This window comes from Bartonella sp. AA74HLJMH (assembly GCF_042197045.1).
In the GTDB taxonomy this organism is placed as follows: Bacteria; Pseudomonadota; Alphaproteobacteria; order Rhizobiales; family Rhizobiaceae; genus Bartonella.
Window position 1 is genome coordinate 203375 of the sequence record NZ_JBHIRJ010000004.1, and the last position, 12580, is coordinate 215954.

Sequence of the window (12580 nt, forward strand, 5' to 3'; positions counted from 1 at the left end):
ACTGGTTAGCCTTTCATTACATTAACATCTTCAACCGCAATGGAACCACGATTACGGAAAAAAACGACCAGAATTGCTAAACCAATGGCAGCTTCAGCAGCTGCTACGGTTAAGACAAATAAAGCGAATACCTGACCAACGAGATCATGAAGAAATGCTGAAAATGCAACAAAATTGAGATTAACTGAAAGCAATATAAGCTCAATGGACATCAAGATAATAATCACATTTTTTCTGTTGAGAAAAATTCCAGCAATACCAATTGTAAACATCAAAGCAGAAACAGTGAGATAATGTGTAATATCAATATACATCTGCATAGCCCCCCTTACATACCTTTGCCTGATTCAACTTGTTTGATTTCAATGGCACTTTCTACCGTTCTAGAAACTTGCTCCGCAATAGATTGCCGCTTTACTCCTAATTTATGACGAAGTGTTAAAACAATAGCTCCAATCATTGCAACCAATAAAATCATTCCAGCAATTTGAAAATAGAAAACATAATCCGTATAGAGAATATCACCTAATGCTTGTGTATTTGTTCGCTGCGCTAAATCTGGCATTGGTTGCGTAACATGCGTTCTCAAGACTGGAGAAAAATAGCTACTCATAAAAACAACAATCAATTCTACAGCGATAATAACACCAATAAGAGCTCCAATAGGAGCATACCGAAGAGTTCCACTCTTTAACTCAGCAAAATCAACGTCAAGCATCATAACGACAAATAAAAATAAAACAGCGACAGCTCCAACATACACAACAAGCAGAATAAGCCCTAAAAACTCTGCTCCTGCAAGTAAAAACAAAGCTGCTGCATTAAAAAATGCGAGGATTAAAAACAAAACAGAATGCACTGGATTGCGTGCTGTAATAACAATAACTGCACTTGTTAGCATAATAAAAGCAAACAAATAGAAAAATGCCGCCGCTAGATCTGTTAGCATAGGCTTCTCCTTAATTATTCAAACAATTGGTATAAACTTCATACCAGATTACAATTTATCGGAAAAATATCCGACACCTCATTTAACGATACACTTAACGATAAGGCGCATCCATCAATATATTTCGAGCAATTTCTCGCTCCCAGCGATCTCCATTCAATAAAAGTTTTTCTTTATCATAATAAAGTTCTTCACGTGTTTCCGTCGCAAACTCAAAATTTGGACCTTCGACAATAGCCTCAACCGGACAGGCTTCTTGACAAAAACCACAGTAGATACATTTAACCATGTCTATATCATAACGGACAGTTCTACGTGTACCATCATTGCGCCGTGGCCCAGCTTCAATTGTAATCGCTTGAGCAGGACAAATCGCTTCACATAATTTACAAGCAATACACCGTTCTTCACCATTTGGATAGCGACGCAATGCATGCTCACCACGAAAACGCTGAGATACAAAACCTTTTTCATAAGGATAATTAATCGTGGGTTTTGGTGAAAAAAATTGACGCATAGCTAAGAAAAAAGCACTCACAAATTCCAATAGAAGAAGTGACTTTGCCGCCTGAATAAAACCTGACATCGTAAAATCTCCTCTTAAACGAAATCCGTAAACTTTAAAAAAGCAGCAGTTATCACAACCATTGCTAGTGAGAGAGGAAGAAAAACCTTCCAACCAAGCCGCATGAGCTGATCATAGCGATAACGTGGAACAAATGCTTTAACCATAGCAAACCAAAAAAATACAAAACAGACTTTTAAAACAAACCAAATGATACCAGGAACCCAATTAAGCCACCAAACATCTAAGGGAGGCAGCCAACCGCCTAAAAATAGAATGGTTGTTAATGCGCACATTAAAACAATCGCAACATATTCACCTAGAAAGAAGAGCATGTAAGGCGTTGAAGAATATTCTACCATATGACCAGCAACAAGTTCAGATTCTGCTTCCACCAAATCGAATGGAGGACGATTTGTCTCTGCAAGCGCAGAAATAAAAAATATAATAAACATTGGAAAAAGGACCAACCAATTCCAATCGAGAAAACTGTTAAAAGGAAGACCAAGAGTTGTACCAAGCCCGTGCGTTTGTTTAAAAACAATTGTTGTGAGATCTAACGAACCACTTATTAAAATGACAGTCACAAGCACAAAACCAATGGAAACTTCATAAGAAACCATTTGTGCCGCCGAACGAAGAGCTCCTAAGAAAGGATATTTTGAATTTGATGCCCATCCCCCCATAATAACACCATAAACTTCAAGAGATGAAATGGCTAAAATATAAAGCAAGCCAACATTAATCTTTGCAATCTCCCAACCCTCATTGACAGGAATAACAGCCCAAGTTGATAAAGCAAGTGTCGCTGAAACAAAAGGAGCCAAAAGAAAAACACCCTTATTTGCACCTGCAGGGATAATAGGCTCCTTAACAACAAATTTAATTAAATCTGCAAAAGACTGTAACAAACCCCACGGTCCAACAACGTTTGGTCCACGACGCAATTGTACCGCTGCCCAAATTTTTCTATCTGCATAAAGAAGATAAGCAACTAAGACCAAAAGAACGACCAAAAGAAGAAGTGTTTTTCCGATTATAATGAGTAATGGCAACAGCCAAGTCATAAAGAAATCATACATCATTATTCCTTTTCCTTTGCCCTTACTTTACTGTTTGTGTAGCACGGTTTTTTGCAAGAGATGAACATTCAGCCATAACAGCAGAAGCACGTGCTATCGGATTTGTTAAATAAAAATCTTTAACCATAGAAGTAAATGCTTGACTCTCGAGAGAAACCATTTTTGAACCAAGCGCCTTAAGACCACTTATATCAGAAGGCACTATATCATCAACAGCACAAAGGTGTGGATAATCATTAAACAAGCATTGCCTTAATTGAGAAAGAGAATCAAAAGGGAGCTTTTGTCCTAAAATATCCGATAAAGCACGCAAAATAGCCCAATCTTCTTTTGCTTCACCTGGAGCAAAACCAGCCCGATTTGTCATTTGAACACGTCCTTCTGTATTCACATAAAGCCCTGATTTTTCAGTGTAAGCAGATGCAGGCAAAATAACGTCAGCAGCATGTGCACCATTATCACCATGGCTCCCAATATAAACTGTAAAAGCTTTTGTATTGGCTAATTCTACTTCATCAGCACCAAGCAAAAATAGAACTTCACAGGTTTTAAGTATATTTGCAACCCCAAGCTTAGAAGTAAAGCCTATGTCCAACCCTCCAACAATCGATGCTGCATTATGAAGAACCCCAAACCCATTCCATGTCTCACTAAGAGCACCTATATTATCAGCTAATTTAGCAAGACTTTTTAAAACAGATAAACCTTCACTTCCTGAAACCGCTCCCTCTCCGATAAGAATAAGGGGCCTCTTCGCTTCTTTTAAGACATTAAAAAAAACATCCTCTCCACGAATAAGTGTCGTTAATGTATCACTCCCAGATCCAAGGTAAGAATAAGGATAACGTAAATCGACTTTCTCTCCAATTAATGCAATAGGAAAATTGCCCATCCGTTGGCGCTTTAAAATACGCGCATTTAAAACAGCTGCTTCATGACGTGGATTAGATCCCACAATAAGCAGTGCATCAGCCTGTTCAATACCTACAATTGTAGGATTAAAAATATAACTCGAGCGCCCAAACTCTGGCGATAAAGCCCCCCCTCTTTGACGACAATCAAAAAGCGCTGAGCCCAAAGAACTCAATAATGCTTTAAGGGCATACATTTCTTCAACAGAAGCAAGATCCCCCGCAATGGCTCCAATTTTTTCTGGAAAAATTTTAGAGATTACCATTTTAATTTTTGCAAAAGCTTCTGTCCAACTGACAGGTTGAAGCTTTCCATCTTTGCGTACATATGGCTTATCAAGCCGCTGAGTCCGTAATCCATCCCAAATAAAACGCGTTTTATCAGAGATCCATTCCTCATTTACATCTTCATTCGTACGCGGCATAATCCGCATAACTTCACGGCCGCGGCTATCAATACGGATAGCACTACCAAGCGCATCCATCACATCAATCGATTCCGTTTTTACCAATTCCCACGGACGGGCATGAAACGCATAAGGTTTTGAAGTTAGAGCTCCCACTGGACAAAGATCAATAATATTTCCCTGTAATTCAGATGTCATAGCTTTTTCAAGATACGTCGTAATTTCAGCATCTTCACCACGACCGATCAAACCAAGCTCAGAAATACCTGCAACTTCCGTTGTAAAACGAACACACCGTGTACAATGAATACACCGTGTCATAACAGTTTTGACAAGAGGTCCAATATATTTATCTTCTACAGCACGTTTATTTTCTGTATAACGAGAACAATCTCGTCCATAAAGCATTGCTTGATCTTGAAGATCACACTCTCCCCCTTGATCACACACTGGACAATCCAAAGGGTGATTAATGAGAAGAAATTCCATAACACCTTCACGTGCTTTTTTTACCATCGGTGTATTGGTAAAAATCTCAGGTGCCTCACCGTTAGGTCCTAATCGTAAATCACGAACCCCCATAGCACAAGAAGCCTGAGGTTTTGGTGGACCACCCTTAACCTCAACTAAACACATACGACAATTTCCAGCAATTGACAAAGATTCATGAAAACAAAAACGTGGAATTTCTGCCCCAGCCGCCTCAGCAGCCTGAAGCAACGTGTAGTAATCAGGAACTTCAATCTCTTTGCCATCAACTTTGATATTTATCATCACCCATCCAACCTGCGGATAACCCACTTAAAATTTGCATTCGGTTGCTCTTAAAACAAAATCCTTTATTAAACCGCTTCTAAAGCAATATTTTTGCTTTGGACTACATTTCGCGTGTATTCATCAATTCTACGCTCGATTTCCGGACGAAAATTACGTATCAACCCCTGTACAGGCCATGCGGCAGCATCACCAAGCGCACAAATAGTGTGTCCTTCAACCTGTTTAGACACTTCAAACAAAAGATCAATCTCGCGTTTTTGCGCTCTTCCCTCAACCATACGCCCTAAAAGACGCATCATCCATCCCGTCCCCTCACGACACGGTGTACACTGACCACAACTCTCGTGCTTGAAAAAAGCAGCTATACGCCAAATTGCCTTGATAATATCGGTTGATTTATCCATAACAATCATTCCCCCTGTGCCAAAAGAAGACCCGACATCTCGCATCCCATCAAAATCCATGATCGCATCGATCATATCCTCACCACGAACGACTGGACAAGAAGCCCCCCCTGGAATAACTGCTAAAAGATTATTCCATCCACCACGAACACCACCCGTATGTTTTTCAATTAATTCACGGAATGAAACACCAAGAGCGTCTTCAAATGTACAAGGTGCATTAACATGCCCTGAAACCATAAATAATTTCGTTCCAACATTATTTGCTCGTCCGATTGATGAAAACCACGAAGCACCCCGCCGCAAAATCGTTGGAACAACGGCGATAGACTCTACATTATTTACTGTTGTTGGACAGCCATAAATCCCCATATTGGCAGGAAATGGTGGTTTAAGCCGAGGTTGTCCCTTTTTTCCCTCAAGACTTTCAAGAAGAGCTGTTTCTTCACCACAAATATAAGCACCCGCTCCATGATGAATAACAATATCACAAGCATGCCCATATTTCGTTTTTTTGCCAAGTAAACCCGCATCATAGCATTCATCAACGGCAGCTTGAAGCGCTTCACGTTCACGAATATATTCACCACGAATATAAATAAAAGCAACATTGGCTCCCATAGCAAAAGTAGCGATTGCACATCCTTCAATCAAAGTGTGGGGGTCATGACGTAAAATATCACGGTCTTTACAAGTTCCAGGTTCAGATTCATCGGCATTGACAACCAAATAATGAGGACGCCCATCATTCTGCTTTGGCATAAAGGACCACTTCATTCCAGTAGGAAAACCAGCACCACCACGACCGCGTAAACCCGATGCCTTCACTTCATCAATGATCCAATCACGACCTTTGTCAATCATTTCTTTCAGACCATTCCAATGCCCACGCAACATCGCAGCCTTTAATGATTTGTCTTTTAAACCATAAATATTGGTGAAGATACGATCTTTATCAGTTAGCATACCCCACCTTTTTTTCTATTACCCATAGCATTTTCCGCTTTTCCTCAAATGCAGTTTTTAAATATCTTTTCAAGACTTCTTACTTTTCGTTAAATGTTGCCGTCATGGGTAGAATAATAAAATATTTTCTCAAGAAAAATACTTAATTATGTTCCCCATTCTTTCCTTATCCTTTTTTGGTGAAGACTTGAGAGATCTTTTTTTCTTTCTCATCATCAATAAGAGAAGTTAAACCACTAATCGGTTCCGACGATTTACGACTATTTTGCGGACCAACCGCTATCTCAGAACCCTTACCTGCTTCAAATGCATCAATAATTTCTTCAAGGCGTTCAGCTGTAAGATCTTCATAAGTATCTTTAAAAATCATAACCATCGGAGCATTCACACAAGCACCAAGACACTCCACCTCTTCCCATGATAAGGTTCCATCCTGATTGGTCGCAAAAGGTTCATGATGAATTTTTTTCTGACAAACTTTAATCAATTCATCAGAACCACGTAACATACAAGGCGTTGTACCACAAACTTGAATATGCGCTTTTGTTCCAACAGGCTTAAGCTGAAACTGAGTATAAAAAGTAGCAACTTCTAAGACACGGATATAAGCCATGGAAAGAATCTGAGCAATATGCTCAATCGCTGCACGTGTCACCCAACCATCTTGCTCTTGAGCACGCATTAATAATGGAATTACAGCAGACTGCTCACGCCCTGCAGGATATTTTTTTATGGTATTTTTTACCCATATCTGATTTTCTTTTGTAAAAGAAAACTCAGCGGGCTGATAAACATCATCTGCAAGACGGCGTACGGACATTAGCGATCAACCTCCCCAAAAACAATATCAATCGAACCCAAAATAGCTGTAGCATCTGCTAACATATGACCTCTGGTTAAAAAATCCATAGCTTGGAGATGAGCAAACCCAGGAGCACGCAACTTGACACGATAAGGCTTATTGGTTCCATCAGAAACAAGATAAACACCAAACTCACCCTTCGGAGCTTCCACAGCAACATATACTTCTCCAGGAGGTGTATGAAAACCTTCCGTATAGAGTTTAAAGTGATGAATCAGTGCTTCCATCGAGCTTTTCATTTCACTCCGCGTCGGTGGTACAATTTTGCGATCCAAGCTCGAAACTGGTCCATTTTTTTCAGTACTCAGTAAACGTTCCACACATTGGCGCATAATTTTCGCTGATTGACGCATTTCTTCCATACGAATAAGATAGCGATCATAACAATCGCTATTTTTACCTATAGGAATATCGAATTCCATTTCATCGTAACATTCATAAGGCTGACTTTTACGCAAATCCCATGGAACACCAGCTCCACGAATCATAACCCCAGAAAAACCGCGTGCCCAAGCTTCATCAATACTTACAACGCCAATATCCACATTACGCTGCTTAAAAATCCGATTTGGGGTCACAAGCGCGTCAAGTTTTCCGAGAGAAACAAGAAATGGATCAATAAAATCACCAATATCCTCAACTAAAGATTCTGGTAAATCTTGATGCACGCCACCAGGACGAAAATAATTTGCATGAAGACGAGCACCACAGGCGCGCTCATAAAAAATCATCAATCTTTCACGTTGCTCAAATCCCCAAAGCGGTGGTGTTAAAGCACCAACATCCATTGCCTGTGTCGTTACATTAAGCAAATGATTAAGAATACGCCCAATTTCAGAAAACAAAACACGTATTAATTGCCCTCTTTTAGGAACTTTTATATCTAATAACTTTTCAATAGCAAGAACAAAAGCATGTTCCTGATTCATAGGAGCAACATAATCCAAACGATCTAGATAAGGACCAGCTTGGAGATAAGTCTTTGTTTCCATTAATTTTTCAGTACCGCGATGCAACAACCCAATATGTGGATCTACACGCTCAACAACTTCACCGTCCAGCTCCAGAACCATGCGCAAAACCCCATGCGCCGCAGGATGCTGCGGACCAAAATTGATATTAAAGTTTCGAACATTGACCTCAGCCACAATCAACCCCTTGCTTTTTAAAAAACTTCATATCAAATATCAAAAAAATCTATCACGCTAAAAAAATATTTAATTATTTAAGAAATACAGTACCCTAATATAATGCCTTATCAAAACCAATATTATTTTTTTTCATCTGCTTTCCCATCACATGGCAAAGTATACTGTCCTCCTTCCCAAGGAGAAAGAAAATCAAAATTACGCATCTCTTGGCGCAAAACAACAGGCTCATAAATCACCCTCTTTGCTTCATTATCATAACGGCATTCAACAAATCCTGTCACAGGAAAGTCTTTGCGTAAAGGATATCCTTCAAACCCATAATCTGTTAAAATCCGTCTCAAATCCGGATGTCCTGAAAATAAAATCCCATACATATCATACGTTTCACGTTCATACCACTCTGCGCCAGGATAAACCGTACAAGCTGAAGCAACAGGAGTATTTTCATCTGTACGAACTTTTACACGTAAGCGTAAATTCTCACGAGGAGATAACAATTGGTAAGAAACATCAAAGCGCTTATCGCGAGAAGGATAATCCACACCACTAATGTCTGTAAGATTAATAAATTGACAACGAGAATCATCACGAACAAACATTAAGACATCGATAATTGCATCAAGACGTGCCACAATGGTCAATTCACCAAAAGCAAGAACAGTCTCTTCAAGCTTATTTTTTAATTTGTTTTCCAAATAAGCAGCAAGCTCAACCAATGTTTCATCCACCATGACAAGAAAACTCTCTATCGCTCTATGGATCCGGTACGACGGATTTTTTTCTGTAGCAACAATATGCCGTATAATAATGCCTCTGCTGTAGGTGGACACCCTGGGACATATATATCGACAGGCACGATACGATCACATCCCCGCACTACTGAATAGGAATAATGATAATATCCCCCACCGTTTGCACATGATCCCATAGAAATCACATAACGTGGCTCTGGCATCTGATCGTACACTTTTCTTAAAGCAGGAGCCATCTTATTTGTTAGAGTACCTGCCACCACCATCACATCTGACTGGCGGGGTGAAGCTCGTGGTGCATATCCAAAACGCTCATTATCATAATGAGGCATTGAGCACTGCATCATTTCGATAGCACAACAAGCCAAACCAAAACTCATCCACATTAAAGAACCGGTACGTGCCCAAGTAATCAAAGCATCTGCCGAGGTAACTAAAAAACCCTTATCTGACAATTCAGCATTGATATCACGAAAAAACTCATCTTCAGATCCTATCAGCCCACCAGTATTTGGATCAATGATTCCTTTTGGTTTTGGAGCCTCAATCGTTGAATTATTATATCTTAATTCCATTCAAGGGCTCCTTTTTTCCATTCATATATAAATCCAATAGTCAAAATCGCTAAAAACGCAATCATCGACCAAAAGCCAAACATACCTATTGATTCGAATGAAACAGCCCAAGGAAAAAGAAAAGCAACTTCAAGATCAAAAATAATAAATAAAATTGATACCAAATAGAAACGAATATCAAACTTCATGCGTGCATCACTAAATGAATTAAACCCACATTCATAAGCCGATAATTTTTCAGGATCGGGAGAACGATATGCTACAATGTAAGGTGTAATCAACAAAACTCCAGCAATAACCGCTGATATAATAATGAAAATCAAGACTGGTAAATAAGAGCTCAATAAATAAGCCATAACCCTCTTCCATCATAACGAAATGCCTGAGTTTAACACAATGATTCAATATTGCGTGACCAAACAGACAAATTTAACAATCGCTCTATTAACTCTATTCATACTGCTTCAAAGGCATACAGAGCGATACTTTTCTTATCGGCATAGGTAACGCAGAGCAAAGAAAGACGCAAGCCCTATTCTTATAAACCATATAAAAAGAAAGAAAAAACATATTTATTCCCCGATCAAACACTCCACCACATTACTCATAGCATATGGATATTTTAAAAAGGAAATTTCATAAGGAATCACGAAATGGCGCGAGTGACGGGGCTCGAACCCGCGACCTCCGGCGTGACAGGCCAGCACTCTAACCAACTGAGCTACACCCGCGCATTTTTTTCGAACCAATTTAATTTGGTACAAGCGGTCGTGTAAGGGGTTCATGCGTTTATGTCAAGAAGGATTCTGCATTTAAAAAAAAAATTATCAAATCCCATCTTTATTCTTGCGTTTAGAAAAATTCTTCCTTAAATAGTCTCCATTCAATTGCTGATCATTGCATTGGGCGATTAGCTCAGCTGGTAGAGCGCCTCGTTTACACCGAGGATGTCGGGAGTTCGAGTCTCTCATCGCCCACCATATAGCTTTATATTCCTATTAAGTTTTTGGAATTCATATCTTTTTTACTGAGAGGGATGCTTTAATAAAGTTAAGGGAATAGGATTTTTCAACCTATCTCTATAGGACGCCTCTTTTTTTGCAAACTTTCTCAAGAACGTCTTTTAATTCTGCTAAGTTTTGTTGTGAAAAATTCTCTAAATTTCTAACAAACTCACCAACAGCTTCACGCCTCAACGGATCAGAAGTCTTGATTGTCAAACTTTTGCGACAAACATAAGCTTCTTTTCTTAAGAGTAAAGCCTTCTCTTGATCTAAAGCATAGAGTTCAATTATCTTTTCCTACAGTCCTACAGGAACAGATTTTTTGCCAATTTCTACAGAAGATAAAAATGATACAGATATGTCTAATTTCTTAGCCATATCTATAGAGGCGTTCTGAGCGAACAATACGAAGTTTGCGTAAAGTTTTACCAAAGGGGGTAACATTTGAAAAATCCTTTAGAAAGAATAAGTATTTTATTCTGATTCTAATAAAGTTTTTCAAATTTTGGTTAGTCTTTATTTTTAGTGTGTGGAGATCTTGTCCAATACCTCTATACAAAAACCGTTATCAAGCATATACAATATCTCTTATGGTGAGAAATTATTAACTTTTCATCAGGAATAGTGCGTTTAATATCATTATAAAATTTAAATATTACAACGAGATATATAAATAAAATATATTGGTGTACTTATGCTTGTCAATCTTAATGCTATAATCCGCGATCTTTCTTCAGAAACGAATATCGTTACAGTTCTTAAGGAATCTATCGTTAACTCTATACAAGCTCATGCAACAAAAATTGATATTTTATTCTAACTTTATGGCAATGCAGATTTGTGGGAGAATCAACCAATTTTTTCTATAAGTGTTTTTGATAATGGAGATGGATTTACAAAAGAGAATATCAAATCTTTCTCTACTTATAATAAGTGATTATAAAATTCAAGAAGGATGTAAAGGGGTTGGACGTATTACTTACTTGAAAATATTCGAAGAAGTTAAAATCATTAGTTTTAGCAAAGATGAACATCATGCTCAAATTTCACTGAATTTCACTCCACAGTTTACACAAGATTCTTTTAAAAAAGAAAATGGCGAAAAAGATAAATGGTGGAATACACATTTATCTTTTGAAGGACCTTATAAACAAAATGTGTTAGATATAAACTTAGTTCATAATGAAATTTACTATCATCTTCTTCCTTTACTTTTTTTAAAGAAAGATGAAAATATCCAAATTAACTTTTATGTACATAATGTAGAAAATTTAGAAGATGTAAATAACTTAAGGGATGTAAAAAATTTAGAAGATGTAGAAAGCTTAGAGAAAAGAACAATCAATACGCAAGGCTTTAAAAACTGTTATAAACATCTGTTTCAAATGTTTAAACGTTCATTTAGAAAGGCTTTCATAAGTTTCTTTTAAACAGAACTTCTTTGCAAATTAATCGCTCTATATTTGTGCTCTGTACTTTTAAATGGTAACTTTTAAAACGTTTTTTAGTACCATATCTAAGGTAAAATAGTATTTTACTGCTATGGTATTACCCGCCTCCATTTTTTTGTGGAAACGAATAATTCCGTTCTTAAAAACTAGTCTGCAATCTATTCATTAAAAGGCTTTTCATTTCATAAGATATAAAATACCTCTTTATCGTTTTTTAACTTTTAGTAAGCGTTTTAAAAGCGTTCTTATCCTTAATCCTTTTATGCAATCTTTATAAATTAAACCTACTATTCCTTTTTAAGGTTTCGCTCAAAAAAGAGCAAAACTCATACCATTCTTTAAACGTATAATCGATAATTCCAAACGACTAAATTTTTAAACAATGTGATTTGTGCTGTGATAAAAACGTGTCATAAAATTTATGAACTGTTATGAATGATATCGGCTTTTCATTTCATTTGAACGTTTACATACGTTATAATATTTACATCATGATTTGCTTTTTATGGTCTATTCATACATGGCAATTGTTTATAAAAAATGGTCAAATGAATCACGTATAAAAGTGTGGATTCTTGAGTGGATTCATATAAAATAATTTCACACAACCTATTGACTTTATTTCATTTTTTAGTATTATATCTTATATAACCGACACTAAGTGCGAAAGTGTTCTCTTATGACGATAAACATCTCGCTTTACTGGTATCGGTCCTCCGGTTTT

General features: G+C 37.7%; 12 protein-coding genes, 2 tRNA genes and 2 pseudogenes. 3 read left to right on the forward strand and 13 right to left on the reverse strand.

The genetic code is table 11. From position 1 onward, the window contains the following. Window positions 1–5 precede the first annotated feature (5 nt). The 12 genes and pseudogenes from nuoK to ACFINH_RS04530 all read right to left on the reverse strand — a co-directional run bounded on the left by nuoK (window position 6) and on the right by ACFINH_RS04530 (window position 10132). Complete coding sequence (nuoK, locus tag ACFINH_RS04475) at window positions 6–314, reverse strand: NADH-quinone oxidoreductase subunit NuoK (protein WP_273791275.1); 309 nt, start codon at window positions 312–314, stop codon at window positions 6–8. A gap of 14 nt (window positions 315–328) precedes the next feature. Continuing rightward, entirely contained in the window at window positions 329–949 is a 621-nt protein-coding gene (locus ACFINH_RS04480; RefSeq protein WP_375611880.1) for an NADH-quinone oxidoreductase subunit J, read from the reverse strand. A 94-nt stretch (window positions 950–1043) separates the two neighbouring features. After that, window positions 1044–1535, reverse strand: coding sequence for an NADH-quinone oxidoreductase subunit NuoI (nuoI, locus tag ACFINH_RS04485; RefSeq protein WP_273723184.1), 492 nt, complete (start codon window positions 1533–1535; stop codon window positions 1044–1046). A gap of 14 nt (window positions 1536–1549) precedes the next feature. Further along, on the reverse strand, window positions 1550–2596 hold the full coding sequence (gene nuoH, locus ACFINH_RS04490) for an NADH-quinone oxidoreductase subunit NuoH (RefSeq protein ID WP_375632259.1): 1047 nt from the start codon (window positions 2594–2596) through the stop codon (window positions 1550–1552). Window positions 2597–2618: 22 nt separating this feature from the next. Continuing rightward, window positions 2619–4688 (reverse strand): NADH-quinone oxidoreductase subunit NuoG, encoded by a 2070-nt coding sequence (gene nuoG, locus ACFINH_RS04495; RefSeq protein WP_375632251.1) that lies wholly within the window; start codon window positions 4686–4688, stop codon window positions 2619–2621. 68 nt (window positions 4689–4756) lie between these two features. Next, the gene (gene nuoF, locus ACFINH_RS04500) at window positions 4757–6061 is read right to left on the reverse strand and encodes an NADH-quinone oxidoreductase subunit NuoF (RefSeq protein WP_375632252.1); all 1305 of its coding nucleotides are present in this window, start codon (window positions 6059–6061) and stop codon (window positions 4757–4759) included. A gap of 129 nt (window positions 6062–6190) precedes the next feature. After that, window positions 6191–6881, reverse strand: a pseudogene (gene nuoE, locus ACFINH_RS04505) (NADH-quinone oxidoreductase subunit NuoE). Continuing rightward, entirely contained in the window at window positions 6881–8071 is a 1191-nt protein-coding gene (locus tag ACFINH_RS04510; RefSeq protein WP_375613457.1) for an NADH-quinone oxidoreductase subunit D, read from the reverse strand. Before ACFINH_RS04510 ends, nuoE begins: the two are co-directional and overlap by 1 nt. A gap of 122 nt (window positions 8072–8193) precedes the next feature. After that, window positions 8194–8805 (reverse strand): NADH-quinone oxidoreductase subunit C, encoded by a 612-nt coding sequence (locus ACFINH_RS04515; protein WP_375613458.1) that lies wholly within the window; start codon window positions 8803–8805, stop codon window positions 8194–8196. A 14-nt stretch (window positions 8806–8819) separates the two neighbouring features. Continuing rightward, complete coding sequence (locus tag ACFINH_RS04520) at window positions 8820–9401, reverse strand: NuoB/complex I 20 kDa subunit family protein (RefSeq protein ID WP_375621224.1); 582 nt, start codon at window positions 9399–9401, stop codon at window positions 8820–8822. Continuing rightward, the gene (locus ACFINH_RS04525; RefSeq protein WP_375632253.1) at window positions 9392–9757 is read right to left on the reverse strand and encodes an NADH-quinone oxidoreductase subunit A; all 366 of its coding nucleotides are present in this window, start codon (window positions 9755–9757) and stop codon (window positions 9392–9394) included. The genes ACFINH_RS04520 and ACFINH_RS04525 overlap by 10 nt, the downstream gene beginning before the upstream one ends. 298 nt (window positions 9758–10055) lie before the next feature. Continuing rightward, window positions 10056–10132: transfer RNA gene (locus tag ACFINH_RS04530), tRNA-Asp, on the reverse strand. A gap of 173 nt (window positions 10133–10305) precedes the next feature. On the opposite strand from ACFINH_RS04530, the gene ACFINH_RS04535 reads away from it, so the two are divergent. Continuing rightward, window positions 10306–10381 (forward strand) — tRNA-Val (locus tag ACFINH_RS04535). 99 nt (window positions 10382–10480) lie between these two features. Here ACFINH_RS04535 and ACFINH_RS04540 read toward each other — a convergent pair. After that, window positions 10481–10883, reverse strand: a pseudogene (locus ACFINH_RS04540) (helix-turn-helix domain-containing protein). A gap of 216 nt (window positions 10884–11099) precedes the next feature. Here ACFINH_RS04540 and ACFINH_RS04545 point away from each other — a divergent pair. Together ACFINH_RS04545 and ACFINH_RS04550 are read left to right on the forward strand one after the other, a co-directional pair. After that, the gene (locus ACFINH_RS04545) at window positions 11100–11225 is read left to right on the forward strand and encodes a hypothetical protein (RefSeq protein ID WP_375632254.1); all 126 of its coding nucleotides are present in this window, start codon (window positions 11100–11102) and stop codon (window positions 11223–11225) included. Window positions 11226–11292: 67 nt separating this feature from the next. Continuing rightward, window positions 11293–11835 carry a hypothetical protein gene (locus tag ACFINH_RS04550; protein ID WP_375632255.1) on the forward strand — a complete coding sequence of 181 codons (543 nt, stop codon included), beginning with the start codon at window positions 11293–11295 and terminating at the stop codon, window positions 11833–11835. Window positions 11836–12580 lie beyond the last annotated feature (745 nt).